This window comes from Alteromonas sp. DYW1 (genome assembly GCF_059752595.1).
Genome location: NZ_CM186038.1, coordinates 618,778 through 638,874 on the forward strand (window position 1 = coordinate 618,778; position 20,097 = coordinate 638,874).

The 20,097-nt window shown below is 46.2% G+C and carries 21 protein-coding genes; 12 read left to right on the forward strand and 9 right to left on the reverse strand.

The features are described from left to right. The first annotated feature begins 278 nt into the window (after positions 1-278). The 4 genes from AC121Z_RS02785 (at position 279) to AC121Z_RS02800 (ending at position 3,988) form a co-directional block, all read left to right on the forward strand. Positions 279-1,301, forward strand: coding sequence for a sensor histidine kinase (locus tag AC121Z_RS02785; protein WP_498126487.1), 1,023 nt, complete (start codon positions 279-281; stop codon positions 1,299-1,301). After that, positions 1,298-2,050 carry a LytR/AlgR family response regulator transcription factor gene (locus AC121Z_RS02790; protein ID WP_498126488.1) on the forward strand — a complete coding sequence of 251 codons (753 nt, stop codon included), beginning with the start codon at positions 1,298-1,300 and terminating at the stop codon, positions 2,048-2,050. The genes AC121Z_RS02785 and AC121Z_RS02790 overlap by 4 nt, the downstream gene beginning before the upstream one ends. A gap of 284 nt (positions 2,051-2,334) precedes the next feature. Next, a complete protein-coding gene (locus tag AC121Z_RS02795; RefSeq protein WP_498126490.1) occupies positions 2,335-3,192 on the forward strand; it encodes an MBL fold metallo-hydrolase in 858 nt (285 codons plus the stop codon). A 10-nt stretch (positions 3,193-3,202) separates the two neighbouring features. After that, on the forward strand, positions 3,203-3,988 hold the full coding sequence (locus AC121Z_RS02800) for a substrate-binding periplasmic protein (RefSeq protein WP_498126492.1): 786 nt from the start codon (positions 3,203-3,205) through the stop codon (positions 3,986-3,988). A 135-nt stretch (positions 3,989-4,123) separates the two neighbouring features. Here AC121Z_RS02800 and AC121Z_RS02805 read toward each other — a convergent pair whose 3' ends face one another. Next, positions 4,124-5,791, reverse strand: coding sequence for an amidohydrolase (locus AC121Z_RS02805; protein WP_498126494.1), 1,668 nt, complete (start codon positions 5,789-5,791; stop codon positions 4,124-4,126). Then, complete coding sequence (locus AC121Z_RS02810) at positions 5,788-6,834, reverse strand: serine/threonine dehydratase (protein ID WP_498126496.1); 1,047 nt, start codon at positions 6,832-6,834, stop codon at positions 5,788-5,790. The genes AC121Z_RS02805 and AC121Z_RS02810 overlap by 4 nt, the downstream gene beginning before the upstream one ends. Before the next feature lie 274 nt (positions 6,835-7,108). On the opposite strand from AC121Z_RS02810, the gene AC121Z_RS02815 reads away from it, so the two are divergent. Continuing rightward, positions 7,109-7,483: a PH domain-containing protein gene (locus AC121Z_RS02815; protein WP_498126497.1), complete on the forward strand. Its 375-nt coding sequence runs from the start codon at positions 7,109-7,111 to the stop codon at positions 7,481-7,483. Positions 7,484-7,542: 59 nt separating this feature from the next. On the opposite strand, the gene AC121Z_RS02820 is transcribed toward AC121Z_RS02815, so the two are convergent. Continuing rightward, a complete protein-coding gene (locus AC121Z_RS02820) occupies positions 7,543-9,768 on the reverse strand; it encodes a S9 family peptidase (RefSeq protein WP_498126498.1) in 2,226 nt (741 codons plus the stop codon). 62 nt (positions 9,769-9,830) lie between these two features. Between AC121Z_RS02820 and AC121Z_RS02825 the strand changes: the two genes are divergently transcribed. Genes AC121Z_RS02825 through AC121Z_RS02840 form a run of 4 tightly spaced genes read left to right on the forward strand, consistent with a single transcriptional unit; the run spans position 9,831 to position 12,108 of the window. Next, positions 9,831-10,460, forward strand: coding sequence for an NAD(P)H-binding protein (locus AC121Z_RS02825; protein WP_498126499.1), 630 nt, complete (start codon positions 9,831-9,833; stop codon positions 10,458-10,460). Between the two features lie 37 nt (positions 10,461-10,497). Further along, complete coding sequence (locus AC121Z_RS02830; protein WP_498126500.1) at positions 10,498-11,199, forward strand: tRNA1(Val) (adenine(37)-N6)-methyltransferase; 702 nt, start codon at positions 10,498-10,500, stop codon at positions 11,197-11,199. Positions 11,200-11,209: 10 nt separating this feature from the next. Continuing rightward, positions 11,210-11,581: a hypothetical protein gene (locus tag AC121Z_RS02835; RefSeq protein WP_498126502.1), complete on the forward strand. Its 372-nt coding sequence runs from the start codon at positions 11,210-11,212 to the stop codon at positions 11,579-11,581. A 14-nt stretch (positions 11,582-11,595) separates the two neighbouring features. Continuing rightward, positions 11,596-12,108 (forward strand): YgjV family protein, encoded by a 513-nt coding sequence (locus AC121Z_RS02840; RefSeq protein WP_498126504.1) that lies wholly within the window; start codon positions 11,596-11,598, stop codon positions 12,106-12,108. A 55-nt stretch (positions 12,109-12,163) separates the two neighbouring features. Here the strand turns inward: AC121Z_RS02840 and AC121Z_RS02845 are convergent, their stop codons facing one another. The 4 genes from AC121Z_RS02845 to AC121Z_RS02860 all read right to left on the reverse strand — a co-directional run bounded on the left by AC121Z_RS02845 (position 12,164) and on the right by AC121Z_RS02860 (position 15,979). Beyond that, a complete protein-coding gene (locus tag AC121Z_RS02845) occupies positions 12,164-12,562 on the reverse strand; it encodes an ExbD/TolR family protein (protein WP_100658177.1) in 399 nt (132 codons plus the stop codon). Between the two features lie 112 nt (positions 12,563-12,674). Then, positions 12,675-13,496, reverse strand: coding sequence for a CLCA_X family protein (locus tag AC121Z_RS02850; protein WP_498126506.1), 822 nt, complete (start codon positions 13,494-13,496; stop codon positions 12,675-12,677). An 11-nt stretch (positions 13,497-13,507) separates the two neighbouring features. Continuing rightward, positions 13,508-14,044, reverse strand: coding sequence for a flavodoxin FldB (fldB, locus tag AC121Z_RS02855; protein WP_498126508.1), 537 nt, complete (start codon positions 14,042-14,044; stop codon positions 13,508-13,510). An 18-nt stretch (positions 14,045-14,062) separates the two neighbouring features. After that, positions 14,063-15,979, reverse strand: a complete 1,917-nt coding sequence (locus tag AC121Z_RS02860; protein ID WP_498126510.1) for a metallophosphoesterase family protein — start codon at positions 15,977-15,979, stop codon at positions 14,063-14,065. A gap of 164 nt (positions 15,980-16,143) precedes the next feature. Here AC121Z_RS02860 and AC121Z_RS02865 point away from each other — a divergent pair, with 164 nt between their 5' ends. Next, entirely contained in the window at positions 16,144-17,322 is a 1,179-nt protein-coding gene (locus tag AC121Z_RS02865) for a hypothetical protein (RefSeq protein ID WP_498126512.1), read from the forward strand. A gap of 68 nt (positions 17,323-17,390) precedes the next feature. Here the strand turns inward: AC121Z_RS02865 and AC121Z_RS02870 are convergent, their stop codons facing one another. Then, positions 17,391-18,011 (reverse strand): hypothetical protein, encoded by a 621-nt coding sequence (locus AC121Z_RS02870; RefSeq protein WP_498126513.1) that lies wholly within the window; start codon positions 18,009-18,011, stop codon positions 17,391-17,393. A gap of 153 nt (positions 18,012-18,164) precedes the next feature. Then, a complete protein-coding gene (msrA, locus tag AC121Z_RS02875) occupies positions 18,165-18,701 on the reverse strand; it encodes a peptide-methionine (S)-S-oxide reductase MsrA (RefSeq protein WP_498126516.1) in 537 nt (178 codons plus the stop codon). A 119-nt stretch (positions 18,702-18,820) separates the two neighbouring features. Here msrA and AC121Z_RS02880 point away from each other — a divergent pair, with 119 nt between their 5' ends. Beyond that, positions 18,821-19,234, forward strand: a complete 414-nt coding sequence (locus AC121Z_RS02880) for a thiol-disulfide oxidoreductase DCC family protein (RefSeq protein ID WP_498128129.1) — start codon at positions 18,821-18,823, stop codon at positions 19,232-19,234. Beyond that, positions 19,224-19,961 carry an SDR family NAD(P)-dependent oxidoreductase gene (locus AC121Z_RS02885; RefSeq protein ID WP_498126518.1) on the forward strand — a complete coding sequence of 246 codons (738 nt, stop codon included), beginning with the start codon at positions 19,224-19,226 and terminating at the stop codon, positions 19,959-19,961. The genes AC121Z_RS02880 and AC121Z_RS02885 overlap by 11 nt, the downstream gene beginning before the upstream one ends. The last annotated feature ends 136 nt before the right edge of the window (positions 19,962-20,097 follow it).

Sequence of the window (20,097 nt, forward strand, 5' to 3'; positions counted from 1 at the left end):
TAACCCTGTTGTTATCTGCGCTATACGCTATGCCCGCACGAGTATGAGCTCCATAGGGCTTCCACCAACTGCGACTTCTAAGTGACAAATCGCCTAAATAAATGGATAAATGGGGGATTAATTCTCTCGATATGACGTATGATTAAGTTGTGCGAAATATTTATCATCAATAGTGCGTTTATCCGGGGTGGGTTATTTCAAATTCTCGCAGTGAGCATTCAATTTCAATTCAAAGTCGCTGGTTTTGGTTGGCGAACATTTTTATATGGTTAAGCTTTTTGACATTCTTTTCTTTTGCACAATCGCGCAATGCAAAAGCCGTTGAACTGGCGCTTGGCTGGTGGGACTACTGGGTCATGATGGCGCCTTGGTTTCTTAATTTTATTTGGGTTACCCCAGCCGTTTTTGTGGTTATACACACCACTCTAGAGAGAGTTGAACCGAATAAGTGGCGCAAGTTCTGGCCAGCCTCAATGGCATCGCTTGGGGTATTGTTTTGTTATTGGACCATTAGCTTAATCATGCAGCTGATTATCCGAGACCAACCGTTTGATGGCTTTCAGCAGCGTCTGTATAGCGTGATTATGTCCACGGGTGTGATTGATATTGTAATTTATGCTGCGATCTTATGGGCGGCTGTTGGTGGGCACTACTATCATAAGTCGATGCAACAACGTGTACTGTTTAATAAAATCCAGCAAGAACTCGTGGTCGAACAGCTTAAATCATTGCGCTCGCAACTTAATCCTCATTTTTTATTTAACACGCTCAATACAGTCAGCAGTTTGGTGCGATTAAATGAAAAGGACAAAGCCATTCACGCCTTGTCTGAGCTCAGCACTATGCTACGCATGTCATTAGACACCAAGCAGGAAGAAATTATCACGCTGCGACAGGAGATGCAGTTTATCCAAAGCTACTTGGCGATCCAAAAATTACGCTTTGCGGACAAGCTTAAAATCCAGACCCGCGTTGACGATGATTGCTTAAATACTTTTATTCCTAACATGTTGTTACAACCTTTAGTTGAAAATGCAGTGCAACATGGGGCTCAATTAGCTGGGCAAGACAATGAAATTACCCTGAGTATTCATCAACACAATGGTGCATTGGAGATTTATTTAACCAATCACATTGATGAAACAAACACTGAATCCGGGTTTGGTATTGGCCTGTCAAATACGCGGGAGCGACTGAAGCGATTGTATAAGTCATTTCGTTTGGAGTTAACACCGCTTAATAATGGTATTTTTCAAACACTACTGAGTTTACCTATCAAGCAAATAGGGAGGGAATCATGATCAATGTACTGGTTGTCGATGACGAACCATTAGCGCGCCAAGCGGTCGTTGGATTGCTATCGGAGTGTGCGCAAGTCGGGCATGTATTTCAGGCCAGCTCGGGTAGCGAAGCTTTGTTAATCGCGGCCCAACATGACGTGCAGTTAGCGTTTCTTGATATGCAGATGCCAGGTATGACAGGAATAGCCTTGGCGCGTGAACTCCCCGACTCTTGTTTGCGGATCTTTATTACTGCCTATGATCAGTTTGCTTTACCTGCATTTGAAGTCGACGCAGTGGACTATATCTTAAAGCCGTTTACTAATGAACGTTTCCTGCAGGCATTGAAAAAGGCATTGGCTGCGTTACCGGCTGACGTTATTGCCGGGGGAGATTCTGGATCCTTACGACCGGCCCCTAAAGTCCTCGCAGGGAATACATACAAAAACCGCTTAGTGGTCAGAGATCCTGGCCGGATCCGATTGATAGATGTCGCAACCATCAACTACATCACGGGTGCAGGTAATTACGCTGAGTTACATCTCAATGACGGTAAAACCGTATTGCACAGGGAAACCATGACAAACTTGGAAACGCAACTGGATCCGGAACACTTTATTCGTATTCATCGTTCGTCTATCGTTCGGAGAACCTACGTCGCAGAACTCCGCCCGAATGATAAAGGAGACTATACGGTTATTCTGTCTGAGGGTGAATTGTTGACCTTGTCGCGGCGCAACCGCGATAAAATAGAGGCGTTGACGGGTTAGAAGGGTTTGACAATACGGCATAGTTGCAGGTAATACTGCTTCTTTAATAGTCATCACTCACCGGGCAGTGCTGCGGCTGATGAGAAGCCACACTCGCGGCGTATTCGGCTAGGTTAGGCTGCGTAAATTCATGTATCTGGACTCATCTGCTTAAAGCGGCGGAGTAATGAGCATTCTTGGGTATTGATAAACCGCTACTTTGTGTTTACAAAATGATCTATTCTTAGTTGTTATACATAGTGAGTTACTCAAATCTGAATAGCTGACTGGACTAAGGAATTTTTATGAAACGCTGCAATTTGTTGGGCTGCATACTTGGGGCCTTGTTGTTACCAAGCGCAGCATTCGCCGACGACCGCTTTGCGGGTGTTGAGATGAATGTGCAAGCATTGTCAGACACTGTGCACATGATGGTAGGGTCAGGCGGTAATATTGGTGTCTCGGCAGGTAGTGATGGAATACTGATTGTTGATGATCAATATGCACCGTTAGCAGAAAAAATCGCTGCCGCATTACAAGAATTAGGCTCTGATAAACCCCGCTATGTTGTTAATACTCACTATCACGGCGACCACACGGGTTCGAACGCATTCTTTAATGAATCCAAGGGCGCAACCATATTTGCTCATGAAAATGTGCGCATCCGACTGGCGTCCGGCGATGATGTTAATGCAGCTGCATTGCCGGTAGTTACCTACCAAGACGGGATTAAGTTTCATTTTAATAATGAGACTATTCACGTCATTCACTTGCCTGGCGGACACACTGACGGCGACAGCATTGTTTGGTTTGAAGAGTCTAATGTATTACATACTGGCGACTTGTTCTTTAAAGATTGGTTCCCCTATATTGATTTAGGTGCTGGTGGCAGTGTTGCAGGTTACATTGCGTCTGTTACACAGGTGCTAGACATGATCAACGCAGAGACAAAGATTATTCCCGGACACGGAGCTTTGGCAAATAAACAAGATCTAATCCGTTTTAAAGCTATGATCGAAGAGACTTATGCCTATGTTCAAGCACTTAAGGTCGCGGGTGAGAGCGAAGATGCGATTGTCGCGAAAGGTCTCGAAAGTCAATGGGATAGCTGGGCTTGGCGTTTCATTACTGAAGAGCGATGGATCCGCACGTTATATAAATAGGTAGACGTTGATGGGGCGATATTGGCTGGTTTTTTGTGTCGTTTGCGGGTGCTTAACCACTGGTGTGCAGGCTAATGAACAGGACACCGATTTAACCATTTATTTTGAAAGTAACTATCGCCCTTATACGTTTACAACCAACGGGAAAATTGACGGTTTAAATGGCTTATTAATCAAGCGTGCTTGTGAGATCGCTAGATTACGGTGTGAATTCATCGATATGCCATGGACTCGCGCCATGTCGAAGGGCATGCAGAACCCCAAAGGCGCTATCTTAAGTGCCTCGAGAAACGCAGCGCGTGAACCATTCTTTAAATGGGTAGGGCCAGCAGTATCCGGTGAGACGCTGTATTTCAAACTAAAGAGCCGCGCTGATATAGCTATCACACAAACCAATGACGTACTCAATTACACCATTGGCGTGACCAGAGATGATATCTATGAATCAGTGCTAATAGCCCGAGGTTTCGTGGCCGGGGACAATCTGCTGCAGTGCGACAACAAGGATGATCCGATCCGCTTGTTTTTGCGTGGCCGCTTGGATCTTATGGTTGCATCTGGATACACATTAGCCAGTTCACTAGAACGATTCAATGCATCCATTGACGACGTGGAGGCTGTTGCCTGGTTGCATACGCCAGAACTTAAAGGGAATTATTTGGCCGTCAATTTAGCCGTGCCTGATAGTGTGGTAACAAAACTGAATTTTGCGGTAAGCGAATTTCGCAAAACCGCAGAGTTTGCTGAATTGGTTGATCGTTTTCGACCCGTTGCTATTCGGTATCCATCCATTTGATCTGAATCTGGCATTTGACGTCAATTAGGCGGGTGAAAAGGCCTAGCACTTAAGCAAACATTTGTCTTCGGATTCGGCCATCATTCAACCTCGTTCAAAGCCTGATTATCTTTGAACGAGGTCTGTTTATACACGTTATTCTTTTGCGAAAACTTCTTCACCTGCGATGAAGGTATTATGCACTTCTATCTGCCAGATGTTCTGCGGCTCTATGGAGAATGGATCTTGGTCGACCAGAATAAAGTCAGCCCAATAGCCCGGTAATAAAGCACCGATTTTTTGGTCTTGATCGGCAGCATATGCTGCGTCCAGCGTAAAGGCTTTGAATGCCTGTTTTACACTGAGTGCTTGTGTCGGTACCCAACCATTTTTTGGCTGGTTGTTGCGATCTTGGCGAGTGACTGCAGCGTGCAGGCCATAGAATGGGTTTGCCAACTCAACCGGAAAATCAGAGCCAAACGCAAGAATCGACCCTTGTTGCAAAAACGTCTGCCATGCGTAGGCACCTTGTAAGCGCTGCTTGCCAATGCGGTCTTCGGCCATATTCATATCGCTGGTGGCGTGAGTGGGTTGCATTGACGGTATGATATTTAGGGTTTTGAAGCGTTGAATGTCCTCTAGCGCAATGACTTGAGCATGCTCAATGCGATGCCGCAATTCTTGTCCGCCGAACTGTTGGAAGGCTTGTTCAAAATGATCCAGTGCCAGTCGATTAGCGCGGTCACCGATCGCATGAAAATGCAATGCAAAGTTCTGACTGAGCACTTGATTAAACAGATCGGGTAGCTTTTCCTCAGCGGTTACCAATAAACCGTGATTATGTGGATCATCTGAATAGGGTTGTAACAAGGCTGCACCGCGACTGCCGAGGGCACCGTCTCCATAAGCTTTGACACTACGGATCAAGAGTTTATCGTCTGGCCTTTGAATTATGCCCGCGGCCAACATCTTAGGTAACTGCGGGTCAGTCGCTGATAACATTGCATATACCCGTAATGGCAATTCGCCGCGCGCGGCTAACGCTTGATACAGGTTATACGTGGCGTAATCGATACCAGCATCGTGCATACTGGTAATTCCAAGTGCGAGTAAGTGCTCACCTGCGGCGTTTAATTGTTCGATACGCAATTGGTCGTCAAGTTTTGGCAAGTGTTGCTCGACCAGTCCCATCGCGGTATCGATAAGTACTCCGGTAGGATTGCCGTTATCGTCGGTGATGATTTTGCCACCCTCAGGTGAAACGGTAGCGCTATCAATGCCCGCAATTTTTAATGCGGCACTGTTGGCCCAACCGGCGTGTCCATCAACGCGGGTTAGCCACACTGGTCTATCAGCGATTTGTTCGTCGAGTATCGCCGCAGTAGGGAAGGCTTTATCTGGCCATAACACCTGATTCCAACCTCGGCCCTGGATCCAACTAAGGTTAGGATGATTCTCTGCGTAATCAGCCACTGCCTGCGCCGCAGCGTGAGCGGAAGCTGTCTCCCGGACATCAATTGCAAGTAAGGTATCACCTAGTCCAAGTAAGTGACCATGGGCGTCAATCAAACCTGGTAATAAGGTTTTACCCTGACCATCCAACATTTCAGCGGTGGGGTAACCATGACCTAGTGCTTCTCCACCGATTGCTCGCACTTTGCCTTCCTCAATGATCATGTCACTGAAGGTGACTAACTCTCCCTGAGTATTTAGGGTATACCCTTTAACGTTGCTAATATGGAGCGGAGCTGCATAAAGGTTGATACTGCAAAACAGGGTAAGCAATGAGATAAGCCTTACCGGCAGGGTTAACACGTTTTTCATGAGCAGAGGTCCTGAATAGTTTGCATTGATGGATGATTGGTTAAATGGTCGGTTGCATAAATTTGCTGGGTGGTGCTGGCACTGATATTTCCGCCTGATAAAACGACCAGGACGCGTTTAGCACTGGTTTGTTGAGATAACCACTGCGCGACTGCTTGCATGGTCATACAGCAAGTGGGCTCAATATGTAATTTAAGTAAGTGTTGTAGCCATTGAGTCCAATAGCTTATAGCATGCTCGTTCACTTCATAAAAGCCGTCCAACTGTTGCAAAAAAGGAAAGGTGAGACTGCCGACACTAGGCGTCGCAGCTCCGTCAGCAAGAGTTTTGGCTGGCATAGCAAGACGCTTAATATGGCCAGCCCGGAGTGACTCCGCGGCATCATTGGCGGCCAGTGGCTCAACGCCAAAAACCTTAGCCTGAGGGTTTAAATGGCGTGTTGCGATAAAGCTTCCCGCCGTCAGCCCTCCACCGCCACAAGGCGTGAATACGGCATCCACGGGATCGACTTGCTGCAGGGTTTCGGCAATCGCAGTCCCCTGTCCAGCAATGATATCTGGATGATTAAATGGCGGGATCCAGATACAACCGGATTGTTGACTGGCTTGCGCCACCGCCTGATCAGCTTCGATGCGATTAGGATAGACTTGCAAATTAGCACCATAATCACGGGTTGCTGCTGCTTTAACCGGTGAGATGTTGTCAGCGGCAAAAATAGTAGCAGGTATACCAAATTGACGCGCTGCAAAGGCGACCGCTTGAGCATGATTGCCCGAACTGTTGGCCACAATCGAATCAGGCAGTTGCTTGCGTTCTGCGAGGTGGGCGATGAAATTAGTGGCACCGCGCAGCTTAAACGCACCTGTTTTCTGCAAACATTCTGCTTTAAACAGGACGGTATGGGTGTGTCCTGAAGGCAAGCTTTCTCGACTTAACCATCGGTTTAAGCGACTCGAAGACACTATTGGTGTATTGACCACCGTTGCTTCAATTCGAGATTGTGCAGCAAGAATGTGTTGGTAATTAATCGTGGCGACTGGCAAAAAACGATCTCTTCAAAATATTGAACAATTAACCATTAGCCTAACGATAAAACCAGAAAAATGCACAGTATAATTCGCTCTGCTGTGGGACCAGTTGTAACGCGGTTACAGTCGGTTAGATAAACTCTTGTGTTATGCATAAATAGCGAGTTCCAGTCACCAATATTCAGCGCTAACGAATTGGCGCGCATTGATGTTTAGGTTTAGGATAGGGCACTGATTACAGCGTAAAACGCAGTTGAATTAACTCAACATTCACAAACAAGGAATATTTATGGGATTACTAGATAAACTATTGGGGAATGCCTCTGAAATCGATGCTGGAGAAATCCAAGAAGAACTAACCCCGGTATTGGCGGATACTGAACAGGTGACTCAAGCCTATAAATTAATCCGAGATCTATTCGTATTGACCACAAACCGAGTGATCTTTATTGATAAACAAGGCATGACAGGTAAAAAAGTGGATTATTACAGCATTCCATACCGCGCGATCACTCAATTTAAAGTTGAAACCGCCGGTCACTTTGACATGGATGCCGAATTAAAAATCTGGGTTTCTGGTCAAGCGGAACCATTACATACGGAACTCAGTAAAGACACCGCACAGAGCCTGCAAAAAGCGTTAGCAAATGCAATGTTTGGTTAGACTTGGGAGCGCCAGCATCATTTGATGCCGGCGATTTTTTTACAGTTTTGCTTACGCGATTAGTGTTTGGCTGGTGGCGCTAAATTGCGCTCAAAAAACTGCGTAATCGTTTTGTACATGTGAATACGCGTATTTTTACCGCGAATACTGTGTTTTTTACCGGGATAATCCATTGCTTCAAAAGGAATAGCGCGGTCCTGTAAATGCTTATACAGCATTGTTGCATGCGTAAACAAGACGTTGTCATCCGCCATGCCATGATAAATCAAAAGTGGACCTTTTAGGTTGTCTGCGTAGGGAAATACTGACGCCGCAGTGTAAGCAGCATCTACTTTATTCGGGTTACCCATATACCGTTCAGTATAGTGGGTATCATATAAACGCCAGTCGGTCACCGGCGCCCCTGCTACACCGGCACTAAAATAGTCACCCGCTTTAAACATGCTCATGATCGTCATGTAGCCACCGTAACTATGGCCGTGAATACCAATCCTAGCAGGGTCTACGAAGGGCAGGGTACGCAGAAATTTAACCCCGGCAATTTGGTCTTGCACTTCGGTTTCACCCATTTTCAAATAGAGCGGATCTTCAAAGGCTTTGCCACGATATTTTGAGCCGCGATTATCCACGGAAAACACGACGTAGCCTTGGTTCACCCAGTATTGCATCATTAAACCACGCGGACCGAACCAGCGATTTCTGACCACTTGTACGCCAGGGCCACCGTATACATAGACAATGACCGGATGTTTGCCTTGCAGTTTTTGTGGGGTAAATAATTGGTAATGCAAAGTTGCGTTGTCTTCAGTCTTTAGAGTACCAAAGGTTGGCTTTACCCAGTGTGACTGATACGCATGTAAAGGATGGTTATCATCTATGGTGTTTTCCTGCAGCCAGGTCAATAGCTCACCAGAGGCCCGATGCACGCTAACTTGAGGAGGACTATTAATGGTAGAAAAACTATCCACGTAAATATGTGCATTGTCACTGAATGTGACTTCGTGAAACCCGTCCCGCTGGGAAACCCGTGTAATGTCACCACCACTAAACGAGACACTGTATAAGTGGTTCTCTAATGGCGTATCTTTTCTACTACTGAAGAAGATCCGTTGGTTTTGTTCATCAACCGCGTCTAACGAGGTAACCACCCAACTACCCTTTGTGAGTTGTCGCACTAAGCCAGATGACAGGTGATACAAATACAAATGCTGAAAGCCATCCCGCTCTGATGCCCAGATAAAATGTTGCTGGTCATCAAGAAAGGCTAGGTCATCATGCAGATTTACCCAGGTATTAGCTTGCTCTTGCAGCAATACTTTGGATGACTTCTGTTGTATATCATAGGCGAACAGGGTCAGCTGTTTTTGATCTCTGGATTGCAGTTGATAAGTAAAATGTCGGTTATCTTTGGCCCATTGTCCGCGCGCAAAGTAGATATCTTGTGCTTGCCCTAAATCCACCCATTCACGTTGCCCTGTGCTAAGGGATTGGATTGCGAGAGTAACCGTCACATTATGTGTACCTGCGCGCGGGTATTTCTGCTCTATCATCGTAATCGTGTCTGCATAAATTTCAGATCGCGTAATCACGTCTACGGGCGATTCGTCCACTCGTGTAAAAGCTAAATGCGATTCATCCGGTGACCACCAATACCCGGTTAAACGCCCCATCTCTTCTTGCGCAACAAATTCAGCCATGCCGAATTTAATATCGCCACCGCCTTCACGAGTAATAGCTTGCTCTTTATCTGCATCAATTGATTTTATGTAAAGGTTCTGATCACGGATATAAGAAATATAATTCCCTTTGGGTGATAGTTTGATGTCGGTTTCAAATTCAGGTGTATCCAATAATTGCTTAACGGCGGCCGGAGATTCTGCGGTTGCTAGGCGGTAATAGTACGCGTCACCAGCAAGAGGAAACAATAATGCACTGCCGTCCGCTGACCATGTGTAATCCACTATGCCTGTGCCGGATAAACGCATGCGCTCGCGCCGCGCTTTTTCTTCGTCCGATAGTTGTTCGTCACCTTGATGCAAATCATCTGAATTGACTAATAAGCGAGTTTCACCGCTTTCAATATGATACTCCCAGAGGTCATAGCGTTCATAATCATCAACTTTGCCTTGCAGGAAGGTTACCCGTTTACCGTCAGGTGATATCTGCAGGTTTACTGGGGCCGAGCCGTCCAATGACGGTGAAGAAAATATGCGCTCGATGGAAAGTGCTGTTTGGGCGAAACTATTTCCACTAAAAAGCAGTACAAGAAAGCAGAGTTTTTTCATTATTATTACGTCTTTGTTTTACACTGAGGGGGTAGTGTAGAGCATCGTAACGAGGAACCAAAGTGACTAGCGATAAAACGGCGATTGTACTCGGTGCAACAGGCCTAGTGGGCCGCACGTTGACTCAGCAATTGTTGGCTGACCAGCGCTACAGCAGTATTACCTTATTGGTGCGTAAACCCCTGAGTCGCAGTCAGTTTTTTGATCCTGCCAATAAGCTTCAGCCAGTGGTGATTGATTTTGAGTATTTACAGGATTACCAAGGTTACTTTACGGTCGATCATGTTTATTGCTGTTTGGGCACTACATTGAAGCAGGCAGGCTCCAAAGCAGCCTTCCGGCGGGTAGATTTTGAATATGTGCACGTTGCCGCACAGTTAGCTCGGGCGCAACGGGCTAAGGGGTTTGTTTGGATCTCTTCGGTTGGTGCGAACGCAAAAAGTAGCAACTTCTATTTACGTGTGAAGGGCGAGCTCGAGAATGCCATTATGACCATGCCGCAATTGGCTCATGCTGCTGCGGTTCGACCTTCTTTGCTGCTCGGTGAACGTTCAGATACACGCTACGCAGAGGCTATGGGGATTTGGGCCGGTAAACTGCTTGCGCCGTTGATGTTTGGGCCATTAGAAAAGTATCGTCCCATTCGAGCTGCTGATGTCGCTCGGCAAATGGTGGAGTTGCAGCATTTTTAAATTTAAACAATTTCAAATTGAAGATAGTCATTGTGCCATGAAGGTAGGCACCGACAGTATCCTGTTGGGCAGTTTTGCGAACCATCGATTAAGTCAAAGCTCAACGCCTACTGCACCGCATAAAGCTGTTGATATTGGTAGCGGTAGCGGTCTGCTGGCGTTGATGCTCGCACAATGGTCGCAGGGCCAGTTGCAGATCACCGCAGTTGATATTGACGCCATAGCCTGTGAGCAAGCGAGAAGTAATGTTGCGCTAAGCCCATGGCCAGATAGCATAACTGTGGTCAATCAAGATGCCAGACAATGGCTGGCCGAGCAGCCAATGCAATACGACATTATCATCAGCAATCCGCCGTATTTTAACTCAATCCAATCACCCTCTCGCGGGTTTAATGGGTATTTTGCAAATCGCCAGCAAGCACGTTCGCAGGTGAGTTTAGACCTATCTGAATTAGCTTTAGGGTTGCAGCAGGGACTGGCCTCGGCCGGCAAAGCATTTGTGATTTTACCAGCACCTGTGCGCGATGAGTGGGTAAGCTTACTGCAACAACGTGAGCTCTTTGTGGCGCAACAACTCGACATTGCTAGTGTGGTCAATAAGCCAGTCAGCCGATATGTGTTTGAGATCACTAAAGAGCCTCAATCGACTGTGCAGCAACAGATAAATGTTTACACCGCTGATCACGTGTATACTGACGAATACCGTCAACTTTGTCGGGCGTTTTATCTGAACTTTTAGTGAGGTTCAAATGCCGGTTAATCCAATACTCTCAGATACGGTTTCTCGCATCGCTGTGCTGGATTATGTTTGGATGGGGGTTCCTTTCAGAGTACCGTGTTTCGAAGTTTACGCACAGATCCCGGATCCAATCCCCGTCAAATTCTGCAAAATTAACCGGCAAACGCTACCTATTTTGACAATAGATCAGTATGATGTGCCGCTTTTTGACCCTTTGGGGCTTGGTGTCGATGAAATTCCAGCGTATGCGATTGTCTTGGCTGATTTTTGTGGCACAACTTATCGTATGGTCGCGCGGCCTGCCGATCACATTGTAGGTACGGCAACCATTCCTAAGTCACAGTTCCCCATTCAGTCAGTGTTTGGTCCTAACAGTATTTAACTCGAGGTTTTACGTTGTATTTAGCTGAAGCATTTGGTGCCATCGCCGTGATCTTAAATTTCATTGGCTACCGGCAGAATGAAATTAATCATTATCGTTTTATTTCCGCACTGGCGCTCGCTAGTGTCAGCACGCACTTCTTCTTATTAGGAGCAATGGCGGCAGGTGTCGGCTGTATGCTAGCGAGTGTGCGCAATATCATCGCTATGCGCTATCGCCACAATGGCATCCTGTATTTATTTGTTGCCTTGAATCTTGGTTTTTTGGGTTACGAACTATTCGTGTTAAACCATGGATTAATGATACTCGTAGCCTATGCCAGTTCATTGATCTTTACCGTCGGCTCCATTGTTTTGCATAGCGCAGCGCAGATTCGTCGCTGGTTTATACTCGCTGAATTACTTGGCCTGATTTATGCCCTTTCGGTAGGCAGTATTTTCGGCAGCGTCTTCAATATCAGTAATTTATTCAGTATTGGATTAAAGCTTTGGCAAGAGCGGAATATGACGTATAAGAACCAGGACTAGCGAGCATAAAAAAACCGAGTTCGAAGGAACTCGGTTTTTGTCTGTCATTTAACGCTTATTTAACCAGTACTGAAACTTTCTCAATACCTGCCTCTTTGGCTTGGTTCATCACTTCAACCACAATCCCATGCTCTGTATCTTCGTGAGCTTGGATGGCAGCAGAATCCGTGTTGTTTTCCGCCAAGTAGGTTTGAATGTTAGCGATAACACGACGAATATCAACATCACGTCCATTCATGCGGATCTTGCCATATTCATCAATTTGAATAGACAACGCTTTACTCGGTTGCGTTGGTGAATTGTTGTCCTTCGGACGGTTAACTTCAAGACCTTTCTCTTTAACAAACGACGTCGTCACAATGAAGAAAATCAACATAATGAATACGATGTCAAGCATCGGGGTCATATCGATCTGTGCTTCGTCGTCAGCCGAGGTATGCTTTTTTCTTTTCATCTCTTTAGCAATCTTTTAACGTCAATCAGACCTGTTAGTATACTTGCTCAAATAAAAATGAATAGCCCCTGAAGTGATCTTTCTGGTAAAAAGATCGTGCAGATCCGACGAGTCATCGTACATTTCGCTGTTCGTATTGGTAGCGGATTGCCGCTCCAAGTTGACCAAAGTACCGGTACAACAAGGGACTTAACGTTTGGCGTTCGGCTGCAGTTGGGTACGCGCCCAATTGCGCTTCAGTGGATTGCTTGGTACCCGCAACTAAAAAATGGTTTTTGACGGGATTATCTTGGAGTATCGATTCAAAGGCACGCGCCGTAATTTCTTGCGGGCGAGCGTAATAAAACGTATTTAGTTGTTTATCGATGGCGACGCTACGTTGTAGGTAGGCACTCGAGTTTAGCGCGTTATTACCGTTGCTTGTCGGTTGCAGGAAGATCAGCTGAAACCATTGGTTGAGTTGTTCGTTTAAAGGATGTGGGGATAGGGATTTGCCTTGCAACCATAGTTCACTGGCGAAATCCAATGCTCCTGCAGCAACAAAAGCTTTTTTGGCAATATAGTGGTCAAAGGCATGAAACCACTCGTGGGCTAATGCTCCCCCACCCGCATTTTTAGCGAGCGCCAGAGTTCCATTGGCAGAGTCGTAGTGGGCGCTTACTGACCTCCTGCCGCCCGTGCCAAAGGCTAATGATAAAGTGCCATTGAGTGAAATCACTGGCGTTGGAATGGCCAGCAGGTCGGATAAATCGCACAATGCATCGAAAAACAAGTTGGCGGCAATTTGTTGTTCTGCGCCGCTAACCCAGCGGCCGATAGTTATACTGCGAAAACCGAACACCTGTTTGATATCAGCAAATGTGACATCTGCGCCCGCCCGGTGGTTCTCGCCGTTGCGATAAAAAGGCTTTTGCAAACGGCTTTGGTGCGACATAGTAATCTTGCCTAACTAAGCTCGCTAAGTAATTGCTCACACCAATGCGCAATGCGTGCATCAGTTTTGTCATATTGATTTTCATCGTCTAACGATAATCCTACAAAATGACGCTTATCTGGGGTGAGGGCTTTCGATGCGGTAAACTCATAGTCATCATTTGGCCAATAACCAATGACGGTAGCGTGGCGTGCAATTACCTCATCATGCAGCATTCCTAAAGCGTCCTGAAACCAATCCGCATAACCGATCTGGTCACCCAGACCAAACATTGCGACGACCTTACCTGCAAGATCAAGGGAGCTAATATCGTCCCATTGCGATTCCCAGTCTTCTTGAATTTCACCAAAATCCCAGGTTGAAATGCCCAAGATAAGAATATCGAACTGAGCGACTTTGCTTAACGCCGTATCCTGTAAATTAAATAGCTGTACGCACTCGAATCCAATTAATTGATTTAAGTGTTGCTGAATTTTTTCTGCGGCCATTTCGGTGTAGCAAGTGGTAGAACCGTAAAACAGGCCAATACTGAATGTTTCTTCGCTCATGGTTATTGCGCGTGCTCGTTAATCTTGGGTGAATGTAATAGTGGTGCCGTCTGCCAATAAAAGTTGGCATTTATCGGGTTCGCCATGGTCGTTCAGCAATAACTGCCCAACCGCTGGTGTATTAACCACATGTCCTAATACGCTGGGCAAGCTTTCTGGATTAGGATCACGTTCATCAACTCGCATATTGCGACGGCGAGTAAAGTAGTTTAGCGGAGAACGCTTAGAGTATAACAAGCGATTTAGGCGTTCAAATCCCTTGAGTAAACCCGTTGGAAAGGCGTTTTTAAAACCGCTACATGTGAATTGTAAAATTCTTGGGCTATTTTTGCGAAAACGCAGAGTAACGTCGTAAACAAAGGAATAATGCACATCGCCACTTAGGATCATGAACAGCGGCGGTGTTTTGTAATGACGAAAGATATTTAAGATAACTTGAGCGGTACCTTTATGCGCCATCCAGTTTTCAGCATCAACCATTAGTGCTTTGCCGAAAAAAGTGAATACTTTTTGCACCGCTTCAATGAATTTAAGCCCATAAATTGGGGCAGCTGAAACTACAATCACGGATTCCTTGCCTAAAATCTGTTGCTGGAACTCACACAGTGCCTCCCAATCCAATAATCCTGAGGGTTTATTGGGATTTGACTCTGAACGCCAACGGCGTGTGCGCGTATCCATAACAAAAATAGCGGGTGTTGTATTCAAGCAGTACTGCCATTGATCCCAATCATATAGCGCTTCTATGAATTGGTCTTGAGCGTTAAGCCCTTGCGTTGTAAAGGTTTTCTGCGCGGCTTCCACCAGAGGCGCAAAAACATCAGGATCATTGCCCCATCCTTGGCACAACCAGTAACCCGCCAGAGCATTCCCAACCATACGATTTGACAATGGGTGGCCGTAAACTTCTTCTTCCCAACCGCGAGTTAGATTCCAATCATCAGTCACATCATGATCATCGAAGATCATGTACGTTGGAACATGCGCCAACATTCTAGCGGTGCGTGGTAAATTGTCGACAAATCTGGTAAGTACTTGTTGCTCGGTCCGGTACTGCTCTAGAAACTGTTCGCCAACATTTTTCGGCACTCCAGAAGTAACCAGCCGCCACATGTTTGGCGACCAAACCAAAAGATACATCGCCATCACTTCGCTAAAGGCGATCAAGTGATTTTTGGCATTGACTGAGGTGAATATAGGCTTTTGTTTAGCGCCAAAAAATAGGGATGATAGTAAGCTGTTGTCAGCGGTTTTAGGTAGAATTTTCTCGCGCTGGTAATAGCCTAACTCTGCGTCACTTAATTGTGCGCTATTGTTTAAGGTCGCATCATCCAGCTCTTCTTCGAATAGCCCTAGCAGCTCGATGACCTGACGGATAGCATACAACATTGGGCCAGCAACATCGTCAACATAGACTTGATCGCCGCTCATGAGCAATAGGTCAGGGCGTTGCTGTGGCGTTTTTTCAATTAATACATCAATGGCAGGCAGAGCGTCCTCGCCATCAAAGTGAGGTTTGCGACACGAACCATGGACGACATGGCTGAGTTGGGTTACACAGCGAAAACTAAATGCGGTTTCTGCTGAATAGTAGAGTTGACTATCACACAGGTCGTGCTCTTCATCGGCGCAATCGACTAACCGATAGGCATAGGTTTCACCCTCGCCAAACAGCGCAGTTTGTTTGATTTGAACCAAGCTGACAAAGGCATGTGTGCCAACCGGAATTTGCTGAAATTGGTATGCCTCATCATTAGCAGTGTAGCGATTCAAACGATTACCATCGGCATCAAACAGGTCTACACCTAAGTTCAGTGGTCGACTGCTGACTAACCAGATAACCAATTGTTCAGGGTCAACGCGCCTTAAGATAGGGCCGGCAAGAATTGCGGGTAACTTACTCGACGAGTTTGTTGTGCGCTTAGTGTTTGTCAATGCTAAGTATTAATTGATCTACCGATGCCTGAGTCTAACAGTGACAAACATTTTCATAAAGTCATCTAGGCGAGAATTTCTACTGAACTCTGTGTCATTTTTGCTTATGATACACCGACTTAAATTCAGTCAATGACAACAAAGCGACGACGGAGAAGTGTTTGATGTCTGATTTCTATGCATCTCGCAGAGGCCTGTTTACGCGCACACTGTTTATGCTTGGTATTACCTTAGGCATAGGCTGTACGCCAGCAGAAGAGGGTGCTCAGATAAGCGCAGAGCCTGCACCTACGCCGCTCGCTGTTGATGGCGTGTGGATTACTGAGCAAGACGGTTCAGTCATGGCCGATCCGCAGACCTCTGGTTTGATTGCTTATGGTGAGTATCTCATCAGCATCTCTGATGGGAGTGCGCTGCCCCAGCAACGTAGGCGGCTTCACCTGATTGATCCCGCTACGGCAATTGTGCAAAAAAAGCTGGGCCCTATGCAGATGAGCACAGCCGTGCGTAGAAGTTGTTTCAGTCAATATTTGGCGGATGAACCTGACTATGAGGCTATCGTGCAGGACCCTGATGAAGCGAATGTTTTCATTATTGTCACTGAAGATGCCACTCGTACAGGTGCGCTAACCCCTCGTTGCCAGCAGCGTTTTGAAGAAACCGGTTCTACGGCTTACCCTACGTTACTCGTTAGAGCCGTTGTGAACGACGATAGTGTTACCTTGACGCACGTGCGGCCTTTGCGGTTTGCACTAGAATTCAATGTGGGTGATTTTCCTAACGATGGCATCGAAGGCATGGCTTTCGGTCCAGATCGTGTACTTTATCTGGGGCTTGAAAAAGATGCGGCGGGAAATCCACGTATTTTCAGTGTAACGGTGGATGGCGATTTTTGGCAGCAAGCTGACTTCGCTGAGGTCAACGATCCTAAGCTATGGTTACCTAGTTTCCCCAACGGCGGCAATCATCCGATTAATGGCATGGATTACATGCCATTGGCGGGTGAGCACCCCGGTCTGCTCGTTGCCGCTGCTCGCAATGACAATCAATTATGGTTGATAGACCTGACGAAACAACAGCCAGCACAGATGATCGACCTAAAGTTTAATGCACCAACGATGAGTAATGACCCAAGCTGCGGTGAGTATGAGTTAATGAATAACGCCTCACTGGAAGGCGTTGCAGTTGTTGGGGTTGACCTGTATTTGGTGAATGATCCGTGGAAAAAGAATTACATGAAGAATGTCCAGTGTGCCTCTAATCACGCGCGCTATGAAGCTATGGCACCGCTGTTGTTTAAACTTCCCATTCAACCGGAATGGTTACACCGCTATTTAAATTAAAAAAAAAGACCTCGAATGTTCGAGGTCTTGCGGAATGTAATATCATTACTGAAGTGAATGCACAGACTTTAGAATTTAAATCTAAGATGAGCGCCTAACGCGTTATCCACGCCATCGCCACTGACGTATTGCTGCAGAAACAGGCCTACATCAATAGATTCATTATGTTTCATCAACGTCGCTTGTAGAAATAGGCCGCCATCAACATCAATGTCTTCGCTGTAGCAATTGGAGCAGTAGTCAATGGAACGCTCAGAATAGAGCATTTGGCTGAAGCCACCCTGTAGTGCCAGCGAAACATCGGCTTGCTCACCAAAGACCCATTGATAGCCCGTGGCAACGGATAGCAAAATACCGTTCGCAGATGATGATTCTGTTGAGACATCGCCATCATTAAATAGTCCATCACCAACAACAACTTGACTGAATTCAGCGTTATCATCATAAACAACAATGTCCATACCTAACGTTGTAATCCAATTACTTTGCACATAGTTACCGGTAAAACCGATAAAGTAAGCGGTATCTTCAACACCCTGCGACGATGCTGTCGCTTCATCGATGTTTATTGTGGCAGCGCGTACCCCAAGGTCCCACTCTCCTGAGGTTGATTGTGCGGGTAGAGTGTTTTGAGCAGAAGCGATATGGCTGATCCCAGCCAGTGCGAGGGCACATACGATTTTTTTCATTGTAGAATTCCTTTTTAACGCTAATCCAACTTGATTTAGCGAGCGGAATTCTACTGATGAAGCCGCATTTGTCTATGAAATTTTGTGCCAACAAGCCCTTAAAGTTATTGCGTTACTGCACTATTGAGAGCGGTTAACTTGATGCTCAATGGCTTACTTTAAGTTGTCGGCAAAGGTCTTCTTAAATTTTGCCAGTTTGGGTGCAACCACCATATTGCAATAGGTGTTCTGTGGGTTATTACTGAAATAATCCTGATGGTAGTCTTCCGCCTGCCAATAATTTGTTAACGGCACTACTTCCGTGACCACGGGATCTGGCCAAATACCTTGTTGATTGATTTCAGCAATGATTTCTTCGGCCTGTTGCTTTTGCGTTTCATCATGATAGAACACTGCGCTGCGATACTGGGTGCCAACATCATTGCCTTGCCGGTTTAACTGTGTGGGATCATGTAGTGCAAAAAATATTTCTAGCAAGCTACGATAACTGATCACCTGTTCATTAAAGATGATTTGAATGACCTCTGCGTGCCCTGTATCGCCCGAACACACTTGCTCATAAGTTGGATTTTCCACGCTACCGCCGGCATAGCCAGAGTAAGCAATCTCTACCCCTTTGATACTGTTAAACGCTGATTCAAGGCACCAAAAACAGCCACCGGCTAGCGTAGCTTTTTGTAAATGACTCATGTAGGACTCCTTTGCATTAGAACACATAACGTATGCACTGCGCTGAGAAAATCAAGTCATCCGCTCAGGCTATCTGACCGTACTTATAAAGCGAAACTCTTAAAATAGATAGGATAATGATGCAATTCACCCTGTTTTACGATGGCAACTGCCCACTCTGCATGAAAGAAATGCGGCATCTGATGCAACGCAATCAAGCAGGCAAGCTAATCTTTGAAGATATTAATCAGCCAGAGTTTGCACAGCGGTTCCCCGAATTTGATTATGCCACGCTAGACGCCAGGATCCACGGGCGTTGGTCTGACGGCAGGGTGTTGACTGGGCTGGACGTTACTTATACGGCTTGGAAACTGGTTGGCCATGGCTGGTTGTATGCACCATTGCGTTGGCCATTGATTCGGCCTCTCGCCGATCGATTTTATCTTTGGTTTGCTCGCCACCGTCATTCCCTCTCTTACTGGCTCACCGGGCAAAAACGCTGTGACAATGGCCAATGTGCTTTACCTATAAAGGAAGATTCCAATGAGCAGTAGTCAACTCAACATTTTAATTATTGGTGGAAGCTCCGCGATTGCTAACGCTTTGATTGAGCAGCACCTCGATGATCCGGCAATAGAGCGGGTTTTCGTCGTATCCCGGCGGGAGACGTCCTTTTCTCAAGTTTCAGCCAAGCTCGTATGGACTAACTGTGATACGAGTAGCGAGTCACAGGTTAAAGATTTAGTTGCGCGATGGCGCGGCGAAGAGGTCCGATTCAGCCGTGTTATTAGCACTGTAGGTATGCTGCATTCTGCAGATGTGCAGCCGGAAAAAAAGCTCGAAGACTTGAATCTTGATACTTTTACCCGAGTGATGACGGTGAATGCTGGGATCAATGCTCTATGGCTGAAATATGCTGCGCAACTTTTACCTCAAAACGCACGTAGCGAGTGGGTAGTTTTCAGTGCGCGGGTGGGGAGTATCAACGATAATCAATTAGGCGGTTGGTATAGTTACCGTGCCTCTAAAGCTGCGCTCAATATGCTAATGAAGACCGCTAGCATTGAGTTCGCTCGGCGCTTTAAAAAAGCTAAATTGGTCTGTTATCACCCGGGCACGGTGGATACGCCATTGTCAAAACCCTTCCAGGCGAATGTAAAAGCAGACAAGCTGTTCACACCTGACTACTCCGCATCTCAACTCATCAAGCATTTATCGACGTTACCCGATGAGCATAACTTGTCCTACATCGACTGGGATGGGAAGCCTATTCCGTGGTGAGCTCTGGAATGGAAATTTGTATTCCCTACCAACTGTTTCGACAAGTGGCGAGAAGAAGCGATACAGTAACTAGGCAGGTTGCCATTCTACTGTTAACATACCGCTAACACATGCGCTGTCATCGCTACAGCGTGAA